Below are 15,011 nucleotides of genomic sequence, written 5' to 3'. Positions count from 1 at the left end.
TAGGCGCGGCAGTCACCGCCCCACCAACGGGATTCACGGCGCCCCGGGTCCCGCCTCCCGTACCTCGAAGGTGTCGAGGACGAATTCCGCCGTGCCGTCGTCACCGACCTTCCGCAGGCCCACCCAGGTCTCGCCCGCGTCGTCGGGAGCGGTGAACTCGTACGCGAAGGACACCGGGTCCGTCGCCACCTGCAGCGGCACGCGCGTGAGTTCGCGGTCGTCGGCGCCCGTGACCCAGGCGTACTGGCCCGCCTTCTCGTTCTCGTAGCGGAACGAGACACGGTAGCGGGTCCCCGGCCGGAACCGGACGGTGTGCTGCACGGTCCGGTAGACGAGACCGCCGTTCTCGCCGCGGGACTTGAGCGACTCCGTCCCGTCCACCACGTCGTCGATCGCCTTGCCGTTCCAGCCGCGCTGGGTGAACGGCGCGTGCCGCTGGGCGATATGGGTCCGCGGGTCGGTCGCACCGCCCGCGTCGCCCTTCACGAACACGCCCCACCCCTGCGGCACGTCCTGGAAGTCCTCGTACGCGACGGTGTCGGGCTTCGCCGTCCGGCGCGCGGCGACGACGCGGACGTTGTCGAAGCGGACCCGCGGTGCGCCCGCATCGGCTCGCAGTGTGAGGATGACCGGCCCGCCGCCCTGGGGGACGGTGAAGTGGGTGAACATCCGCTGGAAGCGGGTGCCGTGCTTGCGGTCGGCGGCGACATGGTTGCCGGCGGTCGAGATGTCCGTCCAGTTGGCGGCGGTGACGCCGTCGGCGGTGCGGACCTCCAGGCTCGCCCTGCGCCGCTCCCCCGCCCGCTCGCCCACCTCGACCTGCACGGAGGCGGCGTACGTCCCGGGCGCGAGCCGTGCGAGCCGCTGCCCGGCGCAGGCGGCCGCACCCGCGCCGATGACCAGTTCGTGGTCGCCGAGCGGGCTGAGGACGACGGAGGCGGGGCCCTCCACCGTCCAGCCGTCGAGGGTGCCGGCGTGGAAGCCGGGGTCGTGCACGGGTGTCGCCTCGCCCCAGCCCGGGTCGCCGCCGGCCCTCACCCGTGTGCGGTGGACGACGTACGGCTGCCCGGCCTCGGCGTCGAGGGTGATGCGGCCGGAGCGTACGGGCAGTTCGGCGGCGTGCACCCGGCCTTGGTCGGTGAGCCGGTAGAGCTGGACCCGCGCGGCGCCGGACCAGCCGCGCGGCAGCCGCCAACTGGTGGTGCCACCTTGGGGGTTGTAGTGGTAGAGCTTCGCGGGATCGGTGGCCCGGCGCGGCTCCCAGGGCAGCAGATAGGTGCCGCCGTCGTAGACCACGCGGCCGTCGGTGACGATGCGGCGCGTGCCGCCCTCGTCGGAGACGGTGCTCGGCCCGAAGAAGGTGATCTCGTGGTCGGTCCAGCGCTTGATCGGGTGGGCCTGGAGATACTTGGCGGGCAGGGACTCGGTCCAGATCAGCTCGTAGAAGACGTTCCAGTCCGTCTTGCCCACCCAGCCCTCGAAGTTGCCGGTGCGCGGAATGCCCAGCAGGGTGGGCCACTTGTCGGCGAAGACGTCCTTCTGGTGGTTGCGGATGAAGCGGATGAGCCGTGAGTTGACGCCGCGCGAGGTGTCGGGGCCGTAGTCGGTCTCGGTCGCCCAGTGCGACCAGAGCGCCGAGCGCTCCAGGCCGTGGCCCCATTCGGTGGTGACGAGCCAGCCCTGTGCGCGCAGCGCACGCTGAAGCCGGTCGGAGGTCCAGCCGGACTCGCGGAAGACGTCGATGTAGAGCGTGGTGAGGGCGGGGTCGGTCTCGGCCCGCAGATCGGCGAAGCGGCGGACAATGTCGCCGGAGACCAGATCCCGCCGCTGGTCGATGCGGTACGACTGGTCGAGCCAGTCCCACTGTTCGTTCGTCTTGTCGACCAGGGTCTCGGAGAAGGCGTTCGCGACGGGGTAGGACTCGGTGGCGTTGACGTGCACGCCGAAGTCGCTGTTCCACTTCCTGCCCTGACGCACCAGGGTGTTGAGGTCGGCGAGTCCGCCGGCGCGCCGGTTGTGGTTGCCGGCGTAGTCGGGGTGGGCCGAGTCGTGGCCCTCCGACTGGTAGCCCTTCAGCAGCGTGTACTGGCGCAGTCCGTCCGTCGCCAGCGAGATGCGCTTGACGTGGTCGAGAGTGGCCAGAAACGGATTGGTCGCCTGCGAGGCGAAGTTGAAGGGGATGTGCGGGACGACCCGCAGATGCTGCTCGTCGGCGCCGAGCGGGTCGATCATGATGTCGCGGAAGGCGATGGCGGCGTCCTGCCAGTCGACGACGCCGTCCCCGTTGCGGTCGCCGGTGATCACGACGGTGGCGTACGGGAGGGGTTCCACCGCGTCGAGGGGTGCGGTGGCCGCGCGGTGGGTCCACTGCCCGGGGACGAGGTGCGCGGTGACCAGCCCGTCGGTGACGGTCGTCTGCCGCCAGAGCCGGCCGTTGTCCCAGGTGGCGCCGGGAGTGGCGGCGGGGTTGTCGTAGACGGTGTTGGTCTCCACGGCGCCGCCGAGCCTGTCGTGCGCGACGACGGCGTAGGCGCAGCCCGTCGGGCTCGCCTCGGCGGGCGTCTGCGGGGTGAGGGTGACGAGCGTGTCGCCGCTGCCGGCCTTGTCCAGCGCGATACGGGCGGCGTACAGCGTCGCGCCGGGCTGGTCGCTGCGTACGGCGAGGAGCGCGAGTCCGGGGATCTCCAGGGTGCCGACGCGCAGCGCCTCGGTGTCGGCGATGCGGGTGACCCGCCAGTCGACCGTGCGTCCGTCGACCCGGATCTCGACGTCGATCTCGGTGACCGCGCGCTTCTCGGTGGACCGGTCGCCGCCGGTGGGGCCGAAGGCGAGGGTGTACGCGATCCGGTCGCGGCGGACCTGTGCGGTGACCTGCGGCGTACGGGCCACGGAGTCGATCAGCACCGAGGTGACGCTCCGCTGCTGCCCGTACAGCTTGGCGCCGGTGCCGCGGTCGGTGTACGACACGATCCGCGGGAAGCCGCGGTCGACGAGGACGTCGAGGTCGCGCGAGCGCAGGACGGTCTCGGGGGCGGCGGACCCGTCGGCTGCGGCGAGCGCGGTTCCCGGGCCCGCGACGGCCGCACCGACGCCGGCCAGGGCGGTGGCGGCCACGACGGTTCTGCGGCTGGGCCCGCGGTCTTGTGCGTCCACGCTCGTTCCTCCTCGTGACGGGTGCTGCGTGCACGTCAATCTGCGCCGGGAGGGAGGAACGCGCCCATGGACAAAGCAGGGGCAGGTGTTGGACTAAAGCGTCCGGCACCTGCCCCTGCTTCACGGGACTTCAGTGGCCGGCCGGGCCCGTGGCGGACCCGGCCGGACCTGCTCGGTTGCTACAGCGTGGCGGCCGCGGACTTGATGGCGGCAGCGAAGGTGGACACCTCGGTGTAGACACCGGGGTAGTTGGGCCGTGCGCAGCCCTCGCCCCAGCTCACGATGCCGACCTGGATCCAGGCGTTGTTGTTGTCCTTGCGGAACATCGGGCCACCGGAGTCGCCCTGGCAGGTGTCGACGCCGCCCTGCGGGAGTCCGGCGCAGATCTCCTCACCGGCGACGAGGCTCGGGTAGGACTGCTTGCAGGAGGCGTCCGAGACGAACGGCACCTGCGCCTTGAGCAGGTAGCGCTGCTGGGCGCCGCCCTCACGGGCCGCACCCCAGCCGGCGACCGTGAAGGTGCCGTTGTTGTACGCCGTCGTGTCGGCGATCTTCAGTGTGGGGAGATTGATCGGCTTGGCCAGCTTGATCAGCGCCCAGTCCTTGCCCGTGCCGTTGTAGCCGGGGGCCTGGAGGACCTTGGTGGACTTGACCTTGATGGCGCTGGCGCTCTGCAGATCCACGACGCCGGCGGTGGCGGTGATGCTGGTGTTGTTGCCGGAGCCGGAGACACAGTGCGCGGCCGTGAGGACGATCTGCTGGGTGTACAGAGCGCCGCCACAGCCCATGGAGAGCCGGACCATGAAGGGGAACTCGCCCTGGGCGGCGCGGGTACCGCCGACGACGGGCGGCTGCGCGGCCGAGGCCGAGGAGGGCTGCAGGCTGACAGCGGCCAGCACGACAGCGCCGGCGGCGGCGCATCTCTTGACCATGCGGAGAAGCTGCTTCAACGGACTGCCTTTCGTGGGGGGTTCAGACTTACGCCGGCACCGGATCCAGGCAGCCGCGGCACGCAACTGACATGGGCCCGACAAGACGTGATCCGGATTATGGGGAGTGTGTCAGGTGCGCCACAAGGAGCAGTTTTCAGCCACGCCACCAGCGCGGATTCACCGCCCGTTCCCCGTAGAGTTGATCCCGGCCGACCATCGTGCATGGGGGGTACGGGACGTGGTGGCGAAGGACAGCGAGGTCGTACACGGCTATCCGCACCTGGACACCGTGCGGGCGGCGATCACCGCCCTGCACCGACGGCTCTCGTCCGAGGGCGTGCTCTCCTACGCCCCGAGCGTCCTGCCGGCCGACGTGGCCTTCGCCGATCAGGACGACCTCCATCTGGGCGCCCAGCGTGTCGCCCGGGCCCTGGTGCATCACTTCCGGCTGCCGGACGCGCGGATGATCGTCAGCTTCCGCGAGATGACCCACGCCGCGAGCGTCGAACTGACGGCCGGACCCGAATACTTCATCGAGCTCAACGACCGGTTCCGTACGCACCGCCGGGACATCGGCGCGGCCCTCGCCCACGAGATCATGCATGTCCTGCTCCACCGGCTCGGTCTCTCCTTCCCCGGCACTCGTGACAACGAGATCCTCACCGACACCGCCACCACCTATCTCGGTGCGGGCTGGCTGCTGCTCGACGCGTTCCGCGAGGACAGCGTTTCCAGTCAGAAACTCGGGTACCTCACACCCGAGGAGTTCGGCTATGTCCTCGCCAAGCGGTCACTCGTCTTCGACGAGGACCCCTCACCGTGGTTCACCAGCCCGCAGGGCTATACGGCATATACCAAGGGGAAGGCGCAGGCGCTGCGCGACGCGCAGCAGCCGCCGCTGACCACCGCCGGATGGACGGGCCGCCACCGCTATGCCAAGGACCGGCGGTATGCGCGTGAGCACGCCGGAGCGACTCCGCACCCGGAGTCCGGCGCGACGGGGTACGCCTTCGAGCAGGGCCCCGAGGGCCTGCGTGTCTCGTTCTCGTGTCCCACCTGCCACCAGCGCATCCGGATCGCCGTGCGCGGCCGGGTGCGCGCCCGGTGCGGTCTGTGCCGGACGATTCTGGAATGCGACACCTGAACGGTTCTCCGTAGGCTCGAGGGATGACGTACGAGCCGGAAGCATCCGTCCAGCAGCTCTTCGACGCCGTGTGGGAGGGCGCGGAGGACGCCGTCGTACGGCTGCTGCGGGCGGGAGTTCCCGCCGACGCGACCGACGAGGACGGACAGACACCGCTGTACCGGGCGGCCGTGAGCGACGAGTTGGGCATCGTACGGCTGCTGCTGGCGGCCGGCGCCGAACCCGAGCGGCTGAGCGGACACGAGGGCGGGGACCTGCCGCTGTGCGGAGCCGCGGTCGGCGGTCACACGGACGTGGTGCTGGCACTGATCGCCGCCGGAGCCCGGCCGGACACCGCGGAGGCCTTCGGCTTCACCGCCATGACCTGGGCCGTGCAGCTGGGGCACGCGGCGACGGTCGAGGCGCTGCTCGACCACGGCGCCGACCCCGATCTGCCGTCGCCGGGGGGCGAACCCCCGCTGGTCCTGGCCGCGCGCCGGGGCTCGCCCCGTACCGTCAGGGCGCTGCTGCGGCACGGTGCCGGCGCACGGCAGGCGGCACTCGACGAGGCCCGCGCCTGGCTGGCGCGTGATGTCGAGAAGGAGCTGCGCGCCGGGCTGCTGGAGGCGTACGGCGACGGGGCGCAGACGGTCGCGCGCCGCGTCGAGGAGGACGGCGGCGTGACGGTCGTGGTCGAGGTGCTGCGCGAGGGGAAGCCGGTCGCGGGCAACGAGCAGCAGACCGGACATGCGGCGATCGCGACCCTCCTGGAGGAGGACCTGGGCATCCAGACGCCGTACGCGACGCTGGCCGAGCGCGCGCTGCGCTGCGGGGACCGGGACCAGGACGACTGGGTGGAGGCGGTGCTGGCGCTGTGGAGGCGCGGCGACGAGGAGACCTTCCAGGCGGCGGCCGCGTGGTGCGCGAGCGACGACCCGATGCGGCAGGCGTTCGCCGCGGAGGTGCTGGCACAGCTGGGCCCGGCGGGCCCGGAGCCGGACGCGGGTGCGCATACACGTGCGGGTGCGGGTGGGCATACGGATGCGGGCGCGGGCGCTGCCGCGGGGACGGCCGGCACCGCGGCGCACCGTCCCTTCGCCGCACGCGCCCTGCCGCTGTTGCGCGAACTGGCCCGCGAGGCACGGGACGAGGAGCTGATCCGGGCCGCCGTCCTCGGGCTCGGCCACCACGGGGATCCGGCCGCCCTGCCGGAGATCCTGCGCCACGCGGGACACCCGGACGCGGCCGTGCGCCACGACGTGGCGCTCTCGCTGTTCGGCCTGGTGCCGGACGGTCACCGGGAGGGCACCGAGGCGCTGATCGCCCTCAGCCGTGACACGGACGACCGGGTCAGGGACTGGGCGACCACCGCGCTGGCGCACCTCGGCGGCGACACGGCCGAGATCCGCGAGACGCTGGCGGCCCGGCTGGAGGACCCCGACCCGGACACCGCGGCGGAGGCCGCACAGGGGCTGGCGAGGCGTCAGGACCCGCGGGCGGTCCCGGTACTGGCACGGATACTGGCGGACGGGGACCCGGACGGCTATGCGCACGAAGCCGCGGCGGAGGCGGTGCAGCTGATCCAGGACGAGACGGTCAGGCGCCGACTGGAGGGCACGGTCCCGCGCGTGCGCTGACGCACGAGGTCACAGCAGCCGGCATGGGAGAGACGACCCCTGACGCAGAAGGCCGAGCGCCGGACGGGAGTCCCACGGACGGTCCCGCGTGCGCTGACGCACGACGTCACAGCAGCCGTAGCACTCCGGGCGCGCGCTCCTCGATGATGCCGACCAGTTCGTCGAAGACGGTCGGCCCCTCGCCTGCTCGGGAGCGCTCCAGTTCCTGCGCGACGGCCGCCTTGTTCGACGGATGGCACCGGGCGAGCCGCAGCTCCAGCTGACGTACCGTCTCCGGGTACCCGAGGGCCCGGCGGGAACTCTCGTGGTCGCGCCATTCGATGCGGTAGTCGCCGTCGTCGGGCGTGCCCATCCCGCCGCTGAGGCAGTCGGCGAAGGCGTCGAGGTTGCGGCCGAAGTACCCGTCCGGCCCGTTCACGGCCTCGCCGATCACCCGCCAGAAGCTGTCCAGGCCGGTGACCTCCGCCCCGTCGATCACATAGGTCTTGGTCACGGGGCGGAGGATAGCCGGTCAGCAGCCGTGGTCGACGAGGTCGAACGAGGCGTAGTGGTCAGCGGTGTAGTAGTCCTCCTGCGACGCCTCGCCCGTGACGATGCGGCGTGCGCCGCGGTCGGAGGAGCCCGGCGTCTTGACGGTGTACTCGTGGTAGTAGCCGGTCGAGTGCGACGGCAGGATGCCTTCCCGGTTCTGGAAGACCGTGCCGTCCTGCGGGTAGGGGAACGGCCCGCCCGCGTCGATGAGTTCGAGCGTGTCGTGGGCCTGGGGCGGAAGGTCGGAGTAGCAGATGTCACCGACCGCGGCGGCTGCTGTGGGGGCAGCCGTGAGGGTGGGGGTGTAGGTGGTGGCCGTGGCCTGCCCGCCGATGAGGAGGGTCGAGGCGAGAGCGGCGGCTGCGCCGAGCGTGGCGATTCGTGGGGGGATTCGCATGTCGGCCATCATGACGCGCGTAGACATGCACGCGTCAAGGCGAACTCCTCGGTGTTTTCTGCGAATTAACCTGGGTGGATTCGTGGACACGAAGGTGTGGGGAGGGTCTGCGAACCGGTCATCGGGCGCCGTGGACGGGCTGCGGAATCTCGGCGTCCGCCAGCAGTTTCCGTACCGCGTCGCCCGCCTCCGACGGCTGCCAGCGGCCCCCCTTGTCGGCCGTCGGACCCGGCCGCCAGCCCTCCATCACGGTGATCCTTCCGGCTTCCGCCTCGAAGACCCGGCCGGTGACCCCCTCGGCGGCGGCCGAACCCAGCCAGACGACGAGGGGTGACACGTCCTCGGGCAGCGCGGTGAGGCCGGCGAACGTCTCCTCGGTCATCCTGGTGCGGGCCGCCGGGGCGATGGCGTTGACCTGGACCCCGTACCGGCCCAGCTCGGCCGCCGCGACCAGCGTCAGAGCGATGATCGCGGCCTTGGCCGCCGCGTAGTTGCCCTGTCCGACGCTGCCCGACAGCCCCGCGCCGGACGTGGTGTTGACGATGCGCGCCGCCACCGGCCGTCCGGCCTTGGCCTCGGCGCGCCAGTGCGCGGCGGCGTGCTTGAGCGGCAGGAAGTGCCCCCGGCCGTGCACCCGCATCACGGCGTCCCAGTCGTCCTCGTCGAGGTTGACGAGCATGCGGTCGCGCAGGAAGCCCGCGTTGTTGACCAGGGTATCGAGCCGGCCCCAGGTCTCCAGAGCCGCGGCGACGAGGGAGGCGGCGCCCTCGCCGGTCGCGATGTCCCCGCTGTGCGCCACCGCCTCGCCGCCGGCCGCCCTGATCTCGTCGACGACCTGCTGCGCCGGACCCGCCGATGCGCCTGCGCCGTCGAGGCCCGCCCCCAGGTCGTTGACGACGACCCGGGCGCCCTCGGCGGCGAAGGCGAGGGCGTGCGCCCGCCCCAGCCCCCGTCCGGCGCCGGTGACGACGACCACGCGCTCCGCACAGATTCCCGTCATCTCACGTCTCCTTGTCGACCGTCGTGGACCGTTTCCCTGTTGACCGTCGCGGCATCGAGGAAGGCGGGGCGCTCCCCGCCTCCGTGCAGAAGCAGCGAGGCACCGCTGATGTAGGCGGCGCGCCCCGAGGCGAGGAAGACGGCCGCGTCGCCGACGTCCGACGGCTCCGCGAGACGGCCGAGCGGGACCGTACGGCCCACCGCGGCGATCCCCTCCTCGTCCCCGTAGTGCAGCCCGGACAGTTCCGTGCGGACCATGCCGAGGACGAGCGTGTTCACCCGCACGTCCGGCGCCCACTCCACGGCCATCGAGCGGGCCAGGCTCTCCAGCCCGGCCTTGGCCGCTCCGTACGCGGCGGAGCCCGGCGAGGGCCGGCCGCCGCTGACGCTGCCGATCATGACGATCGAGCCCCGGGCGGCCCTGAGGTGGTCGTGGGCGGCGAGGGACGCGGTCAGCGGGGTGACGAGGTTGAGCTCGACGACCCGTGCGTGACGTGCGGCGGCGCCGTCCGCGAGCAGCCGGTGGGGGGTGCCTCCGGCGTTGTTGACGAGGGTGTCGAGGCGGCCGTACCGGGCGGCCACATCGTCGAAGAAGCCGGCCACCTCCTCGGCCTCGCGCAGGTCCACGGGCACGAACTCGGCTCCGTCGAGCGGGACTTCGGGCGGTCTGCGCGCGCAGACCACTACCCGGGCGCCGGCCCGCAGGAAGGCCCGCGCGATGCCCGCGCCGACGCCCCGCGTGCCGCCGGTGACGACGGCGACCCTCCCGTCCAGCTCCATCGGCTGCTACCTTCCTCACCTAACAAATGTTTGGTGGAAAGGTAGCTGATCCTCTCATGGGTGTCTCCACCACAAGCCCCGAGAAGGGCATCTCACGCGTCACGGCCGACTTCCCACCCGTCAACGCCCTTCCCGTGCAGGGCTGGTACGACCTCGCGGACGCCGTCCGCGCCGCGGGCCGGGACCCCGCGACCCGCTGTGTGGTGCTGACCGCCACCGGCCGCGGGTTCAACGCCGGCGTCGACATCAAGGAGATGCAGCGCGACCCCGGGCACGACACCCTGATCGGCGCCAACCGCGGCTGCTACGAGGCCTTCGCCGCCGTGTACGAGTGCGAGGTCCCCGTCGTCGCCGCGGTGCACGGTCACTGCCTCGGCGGCGGCATCGGACTGGTGGGCAACGCGGACGCGATCGTCGCCTCGGACGACGCCACGTTCGGGCTGCCGGAGCTCGACCGCGGCGCGCTCGGCGCCGCCACCCATCTCGCCCGCCTGGTTCCGCAGCATCTGATGCGCGCCCTGTACTACACCTCGCGCACCGCGACGGCCGCCGAACTGCACCACCACGGCTCCGTCTGGAAGGTCGTGCCGCGCGGCGAACTCCAGGACACGGCGGTGGAGTTGGCCCGGGAGATCGCCCAAAAGGACGGCACCCTCATCCGGCTGGCCAAGGCGGCGATCAACGGCATCGATCCCGTCGACGTACGCCGCAGCTACCGCTTCGAGCAGGGCTTCACCTTCGAGGCGGGTCTCAGCGGTGTCGCCGACCGCGTCCGCGACACCTTCGGGAAGGAACCGCAGCCGTGACCGACAAGACCATGACGCCCGAGGACGTGGTGGGGCGCCTGCGCAGCGGCATGACCATCGGGATCGGCGGCTGGGGCTCGCGCCGCAAGCCGATGGCGCTGGTGCGCGCACTGCTCCGCTCCGAGATCACCGATCTGACCGTCATCTCCTACGGCGGCCCCGACGTCGGCATGCTCGCCGCCGCCCGCCGGATCGGCCGGCTGGTCACACCCTTCGTCACCCTCGACTCGATCCCGCTCGAACCGCACTACCGCGCCGCCCGCCAGCGGGGCGACTTCGCCCTCACCGAGATCGACGAGGCGATGTTCATGTGGGGCCTGCACGCGGCCGCCAACCGGCTGCCCTTCCTTCCGGTGCGGGCGGGCCTCGGATCGGACGTCATGCGGGTCAACCCCGAGCTGCGTACCGTCACTTCGCCCTACGAGGACGGCGAGGAGTTCGTCGCCGTGCCGGCGCTGCGCATGGATGCCGCGCTCGTCCATCTGAACCGGGCCGACCGCCAGGGCAACGGCCAGTACCTGGGCCCCGACCCCTACTTCGACGATCTGTTCTGCCAGTCCGCCGACGCCGCGTATGTCTCCTGCGACCAGCTGGTGGAGACGGCCGAGCTCACCAAGGACGCGGCCCCGCAGACCCTGCTGGTCGCCCGGCACGCGGTCACCGGAGTGGTGGAGGCCCCGAACGGCGCGCACTTCACCTCCTGCGCCCCCGACCACGGGCGCGACGAGGCCTTCCAGCGGATGTACGCCGGCACGCCCTGGGACGAGTTCGCGGGACGCTTCCTGGCCGGGGCCGGCGAAAGCGACTACCAACGCGCCGTACAGGCCTGGCACAAGGAGCAGCAGTGACCCCCACACGGACCGTCTCCCGGGCCGAGTACTGCGTCGTCGCCTGCGCCGAGGCATGGCGCGGCGACGGCGAGATCCTGGCCAGTCCGATGGGGCTGATCCCCTCGGTCGGGGCCCGGCTGGCCCGGCGCACCTTCTCGCCCGGCCTCCTGCTCACCGACGGCGAGGCGATGCTCGTCGGCCCGGACGGCACGGTGGAGGGCTGGCTGCCCTACCGTCAGCACCTCGCCATGGTCACCGGCGGCCGACGGCACGTCATGATGGGCGCGAGCCAGATCGACCGCTTCGGCAACCAGAACATCTCCTGCATCGGGGACTGGCGGCAGCCCACGCGCCAGCTCCTGGGCGTCCGCGGAGCGCCCGTCAACACCCTGAACAACCCGGTGAGTTACTGGGTGCCCAAGCACTCGGCCCGGGTCTTCGTGCCGAAGGTCGACGTGGTGTGCGGGGTGGGTCACGACAACGCTGCCGCCGCCGGCCCCAGTGCCACCCGGTTCCACCGCATCCCGCGCGTGGTCTCCGACCTGGGCGTCTTCGACTTCGCCACCCCCGACCGCTCGATGCGGCTCGCCTCCCTGCACCCCGGTGTCACGCTCGACCGGGTGGGGGAGGCCACCGGCTTCGCGCTGACGGTCCCGGACGACGTCCCGTACACACGCGAGCCGACCGAGGACGAACTGCGGCTGATCCGCGAGGTGATCGACCCGGAAGGACTGCGGGACCGCGAGGTCCCGGCCTGATGACGGGCCGTGTCCGGACGGCGCTCACCGAGCTCACGGGTGTACGCCATCCGATCGTGCAGACCGGGATGGGCTGGGTGGCGGGCCCGCGGCTGGTGTCCGCGGCCGCGGAGGCGGGAGCACTCGGCATCCTCGCCTCGGCGACGATGACCACCGACGAGCTGCGCCATGCGGTGCGCGAGGTCTCCGCCCGCACGGACGCGCCGTTCGGGGTCAACCTCCGCGCCGACGCGGGAGATGCGCGCGAGCGGGTGCGGATCATCGTCGAGGAGGGTGTACGGGTCGCCTCCTTCGCGCTCGCGCCCTCGCGGGAGCTGATCGCCGAGCTCAAAGACGCGGGGGTGGTCGTGATCCCGTCGGTCGGGGCGCGACGGCACGCGGAAAAGGTGGCCGCCTGGGGCGCGGACGCGGTGATCGTGCAGGGCGGCGAGGGCGGCGGCCACACCGGCGATGTCGCCACCACCGTGCTGCTGCCGCAGGTCGTGGACGCGGTCGGCATCCCGGTGATCGCGGCCGGCGGGTTCCGCGACGGACGGGGTCTGGTGGCGGCGCTCGCGTACGGTGCGGCGGGCATCGCGATGGGCACACGGTTCCTGCTCACCGCCGAGTCGACGGTTCCGGACGCGGTGAAGGCGAAGTATCTCGCGGCGTCCGTGAAGGACGTGACGGTGACGACGGCCGTTGACGGACTGCCGCACCGGATGCTGCGGACGGACCTGGTCGACTCGCTGGAGCGGCACGGCCGTACGCGCACCCTGGCCCGGGCGGTCCGCCACGCGGCGGGCTTCCGGAAACTGTCCGGTCTGAGCTGGTCACGGATGCTCCGCGACGGCCTGGCCATGAAGCACGGCCGGGAACTGTCGTGGAGCCAGGTGCTGCTCGCCGCCAACACACCCATGCTGCTGCGGGCCTCCATGGTGGAGGGCCGCACCGACCTGGGGGTGATGGCGTCGGGTCAGGTCGCGGGGGTCATCGACGATCTGCCCACGTGTGCGGAGCTCGTCGACCGGGTCATGGCCGAGGCCCGGCAGGTGCTCGATGCACTGCCGGGCCCCGGTCGTCCCTGAGAATCGCGCTCAGGCTGCCCTGCGACGGCTGCTCTGCGCCGTGCGCTGGCGGCCTGCGGCCTGGCCGCCTGCCTGACCCTGGCGTGCCTGGCCGCCCTGACGGGCCGATGCGCCCTGCCGGGACTGACCGCTCTGGCGGGCCTGACCTCCCTGACCGGTCCGGCCGCCCTCACGGGCCTGCCCGCCCCGGCGGCCTCCGCCGGCACTGCGCGCCCGGCCCTGCGTCTGACGGGGCCGCTGCTGCTGGGCAGCCTGCTCCGGCACCTCGATGGTGACGGCGACACCCGAGGGCTCGCGAGCGCCGGTGATCCGGCTCAGTTCCTCGTCGCTCGACTTGATCCGGGCGGTCTGCGGGCTGATGCCGGCGTCCGCCATCAGCCGCGTCATCTCACGCCGCTGCTCGGGCAGCACCAGCGTGACCACGCTGCCGGACTCCCCCGCGCGGGCGGTACGGCCGCCGCGGTGCAGATAGTCCTTGTGGTCGACGGGCGGGTCGACGTTCACCACGAGTTCGAGATCGTCGACATGGATGCCACGGGCCGCCACATTGGTCGCGACCAGCGCGGTGACCTGCCCGTTCTTGAACTGGTCCAGGGTGCGGTTGCGCTGCGGCTGTGAACGGCCGCCGTGCAGTGCCGCCGCCCGGACGCCGCTGGCCAGCAGCCGCTTCGCGAAGCGGTCCGCGGCACGCTTGGTGTCGACGAAGAGGATCACCCGGCCGTCGCGGGCCGCGATACGGGTGGCCACGGCCTTCTTGTCGGTCTCGTCCGCGACATGCAGCACATGGTGCTCCATGGTGGTGACGGCTCCCACGGAGGCGTCGACCGAGTGCACGACGGGATCGGTCAGGAACATGCGGACGAGCCGGTCTATGTTCTTGTCCAGCGTCGCCGAGAAGAGCATCCGCTGACCGTCCGGCTCGACCTGCTTGAGCAGCGCCGTGACCTGGGGCATGAAGCCCATGTCGGCCATCTGGTCGGCCTCGTCGAGGACGGTGATGGACACCCGGTCCAGGGAGCAGTCGCCGCGCTCGATCAGGTCCTTGAGCCGGCCGGGCGTGGCCACGAGCACCTCGGCGCCGCGGCGCAGCGAGCCCGCCTGCTTGGAGATCGACAGCCCGCCGACGACGGTGGTGAGCCGCAGCTGCACCGAGGTCGCATACGGGGTCAGCGCGTCGGTGACCTGCTGCGCGAGTTCGCGGGTCGGCACCAGGACGAGCGCGAGGGGCGCCCGGGGTTCGGCACGGCGGCCGGCGGTACGGGCGAGCAGCGCGAGCCCGAAGGCCAGCGTCTTGCCCGAACCGGTGCGTCCGCGGCCGAGGATGTCACGGCCTGCGAGCGAGTTCGGCAGGGTCGCCGCCTGGATGGGGAAAGGCTCGGTCAGTCCCTGGGCCACGAGGGTCTTCAGCAATGCGGCCGGCATGTCCAGCTCGTCGAATGCGTGAACGGCGGGCAGCGCCGGGGTTACGGTTTCCGGCAGCGCGAATTCCTGCGGGGGAGCCGCCTTGCGGGCGGGGCCCTTGCCGGGGTTCTTTCGCGAGCCGTTGCCCGCTGTCTTTGCCGCGGGCCTGCCGGAGCCGGAGCCACGGGAATCAGCCGTGCGCTTACGGGCCGGGCGCGCCGGGCGGTCCTGACGTGCCGGACGGTCCTGGCCGGCCGGTCGATCGGAGCGAGTCATGCGGTATTGCCTTCCTGGGCCTCGGGACAGCACGCACAAGCCGGGGCCCGCACCCTTGAGGGTGCGGGCCCCGGCTAGGAGTCACGCGCCGACGGTTCAGGCCGGGACGATGTTCTCCGCCTGCGGGCCCTTCTGGCCCTGCGTGACGTCGAAGGAAACCTTCTGGCCCTCCTGGAGCTCACGGAAGCCCTGGGTGGCGATGTTCGAGTAGTGGGCGAAGACGTCGGCGCCGCCGCCGTCCTGCTCGATGAAGCCGAAGCCCTTTTCCGCGTTGAACCACTTCACGGTTCCAGTAGCCATGTCATTACTCCTAAAACGAGG

14 protein-coding genes are annotated in these 15,011 nt (G+C 72.0%); 6 read left to right on the top strand and 8 right to left on the bottom strand.

Going from position 1 to position 15,011, the window contains the following annotated elements:
- Positions 1–33: 33 nt before the first annotated feature.
- Together RPQ07_RS27835 and RPQ07_RS27830 are read right to left on the bottom strand one after the other, a co-directional pair.
- Positions 34–3,153 carry an endo-alpha-N-acetylgalactosaminidase family protein gene (locus RPQ07_RS27835; RefSeq protein ID WP_313946950.1) on the bottom strand — a complete coding sequence of 1,040 codons (3,120 nt, stop codon included), beginning with the start codon at positions 3,151–3,153 and terminating at the stop codon, positions 34–36.
- A gap of 179 nt (positions 3,154–3,332) precedes the next feature.
- Complete coding sequence (locus tag RPQ07_RS27830) at positions 3,333–4,085, bottom strand: serine protease (RefSeq protein WP_313946949.1); 753 nt, start codon at positions 4,083–4,085, stop codon at positions 3,333–3,335.
- A 241-nt stretch (positions 4,086–4,326) separates the two neighbouring features.
- Between RPQ07_RS27830 and RPQ07_RS27825 the strand changes: the two genes are divergently transcribed.
- Positions 4,327–5,229, top strand: a complete 903-nt coding sequence (locus tag RPQ07_RS27825) for a hypothetical protein (RefSeq protein ID WP_313949048.1) — start codon at positions 4,327–4,329, stop codon at positions 5,227–5,229.
- A gap of 23 nt (positions 5,230–5,252) precedes the next feature.
- On the top strand, positions 5,253–6,845 hold the full coding sequence (locus tag RPQ07_RS27820; RefSeq protein ID WP_313946948.1) for a HEAT repeat domain-containing protein: 1,593 nt from the start codon (positions 5,253–5,255) through the stop codon (positions 6,843–6,845).
- Positions 6,846–6,951: 106 nt separating this feature from the next.
- Here the strand turns inward: RPQ07_RS27820 and RPQ07_RS27815 are convergent, their stop codons facing one another.
- The 4 genes from RPQ07_RS27815 to RPQ07_RS27800 form a co-directional block, all read right to left on the bottom strand.
- Positions 6,952–7,338 (bottom strand): barstar family protein, encoded by a 387-nt coding sequence (locus tag RPQ07_RS27815; RefSeq protein ID WP_313946947.1) that lies wholly within the window; start codon positions 7,336–7,338, stop codon positions 6,952–6,954.
- Between the two features lie 18 nt (positions 7,339–7,356).
- The gene (locus RPQ07_RS27810; RefSeq protein WP_313946946.1) at positions 7,357–7,773 is read right to left on the bottom strand and encodes a ribonuclease; all 417 of its coding nucleotides are present in this window, start codon (positions 7,771–7,773) and stop codon (positions 7,357–7,359) included.
- A 118-nt stretch (positions 7,774–7,891) separates the two neighbouring features.
- Positions 7,892–8,773 carry an SDR family oxidoreductase gene (locus tag RPQ07_RS27805; protein WP_313946945.1) on the bottom strand — a complete coding sequence of 294 codons (882 nt, stop codon included), beginning with the start codon at positions 8,771–8,773 and terminating at the stop codon, positions 7,892–7,894.
- Entirely contained in the window at positions 8,770–9,552 is a 783-nt protein-coding gene (locus RPQ07_RS27800; protein WP_313946944.1) for an SDR family oxidoreductase, read from the bottom strand. The genes RPQ07_RS27805 and RPQ07_RS27800 overlap by 4 nt, the downstream gene beginning before the upstream one ends.
- Before the next feature lie 56 nt (positions 9,553–9,608).
- On the opposite strand from RPQ07_RS27800, the gene RPQ07_RS27795 reads away from it, so the two are divergent.
- The 4 genes from RPQ07_RS27795 to RPQ07_RS27780 are packed head-to-tail and all read left to right on the top strand — an operon-like array spanning position 9,609 to position 13,013.
- The gene (locus tag RPQ07_RS27795) at positions 9,609–10,358 is read left to right on the top strand and encodes an enoyl-CoA hydratase family protein (RefSeq protein WP_313946943.1); all 750 of its coding nucleotides are present in this window, start codon (positions 9,609–9,611) and stop codon (positions 10,356–10,358) included.
- Positions 10,355–11,206, top strand: a complete 852-nt coding sequence (locus RPQ07_RS27790) for a CoA transferase subunit A (RefSeq protein WP_313946942.1) — start codon at positions 10,355–10,357, stop codon at positions 11,204–11,206. Before RPQ07_RS27795 ends, RPQ07_RS27790 begins: the two co-directional genes overlap by 4 nt.
- Positions 11,203–11,946, top strand: a complete 744-nt coding sequence (locus tag RPQ07_RS27785; RefSeq protein ID WP_313946941.1) for a CoA-transferase subunit beta — start codon at positions 11,203–11,205, stop codon at positions 11,944–11,946. Before RPQ07_RS27790 ends, RPQ07_RS27785 begins: the two co-directional genes overlap by 4 nt.
- The gene (locus tag RPQ07_RS27780; protein WP_313946940.1) at positions 11,946–13,013 is read left to right on the top strand and encodes an NAD(P)H-dependent flavin oxidoreductase; all 1,068 of its coding nucleotides are present in this window, start codon (positions 11,946–11,948) and stop codon (positions 13,011–13,013) included. The genes RPQ07_RS27785 and RPQ07_RS27780 overlap by 1 nt, the downstream gene beginning before the upstream one ends.
- A 9-nt stretch (positions 13,014–13,022) precedes the next feature.
- On the opposite strand, the gene RPQ07_RS27775 is transcribed toward RPQ07_RS27780, so the two are convergent.
- Together RPQ07_RS27775 and RPQ07_RS27770 are read right to left on the bottom strand one after the other, a co-directional pair.
- The gene (locus RPQ07_RS27775) at positions 13,023–14,690 is read right to left on the bottom strand and encodes a DEAD/DEAH box helicase (protein WP_313946939.1); all 1,668 of its coding nucleotides are present in this window, start codon (positions 14,688–14,690) and stop codon (positions 13,023–13,025) included.
- A gap of 96 nt (positions 14,691–14,786) precedes the next feature.
- Positions 14,787–14,990 (bottom strand): cold-shock protein, encoded by a 204-nt coding sequence (locus RPQ07_RS27770; protein WP_037915390.1) that lies wholly within the window; start codon positions 14,988–14,990, stop codon positions 14,787–14,789.
- Between the last annotated feature and the right edge of the window lie 21 nt (positions 14,991–15,011).

It is taken from the genome of Streptomyces sp. AM8-1-1 (genome assembly GCF_032229325.1).
In the GTDB taxonomy this organism is placed as follows: Bacteria; Actinomycetota; Actinomycetes; order Streptomycetales; family Streptomycetaceae; genus Streptomyces; species Streptomyces achmelvichensis.
The sequence above is the reverse complement of the archived record's forward strand: the minus strand, read 5'-3'. Positions and strand labels throughout refer to the sequence as shown.

Excerpts from the sequence above, each read along its gene's own strand:
- RPQ07_RS27780 (WP_313946940.1), top strand. The coding sequence starts at position 11,946 with ATGACGGGCCGTGTCCGGACGGCGCTCACCGAGCTCACGGGTGTACGC.
- RPQ07_RS27820 (WP_313946948.1), top strand. The coding sequence starts at position 5,253 with ATGACGTACGAGCCGGAAGCATCCGTCCAGCAGCTCTTCGACGCCGTG.
- RPQ07_RS27805 (WP_313946945.1), bottom strand. The coding sequence starts at position 8,773 with ATGACGGGAATCTGTGCGGAGCGCGTGGTCGTCGTCACCGGCGCCGGA.
- RPQ07_RS27810 (WP_313946946.1), bottom strand. The coding sequence starts at position 7,773 with ATGCGAATCCCCCCACGAATCGCCACGCTCGGCGCAGCCGCCGCTCTC.
- RPQ07_RS27800 (WP_313946944.1), bottom strand. The coding sequence starts at position 9,552 with ATGGAGCTGGACGGGAGGGTCGCCGTCGTCACCGGCGGCACGCGGGGC.
- RPQ07_RS27770 (WP_037915390.1), bottom strand. The coding sequence starts at position 14,990 with ATGGCTACTGGAACCGTGAAGTGGTTCAACGCGGAAAAGGGCTTCGGC.
- RPQ07_RS27795 (WP_313946943.1), top strand. The coding sequence starts at position 9,609 with ATGGGTGTCTCCACCACAAGCCCCGAGAAGGGCATCTCACGCGTCACG.
- RPQ07_RS27830 (WP_313946949.1), bottom strand. The coding sequence starts at position 4,085 with ATGGTCAAGAGATGCGCCGCCGCCGGCGCTGTCGTGCTGGCCGCTGTC.
- RPQ07_RS27775 (WP_313946939.1), bottom strand. The coding sequence starts at position 14,690 with ATGACTCGCTCCGATCGACCGGCCGGCCAGGACCGTCCGGCACGTCAG.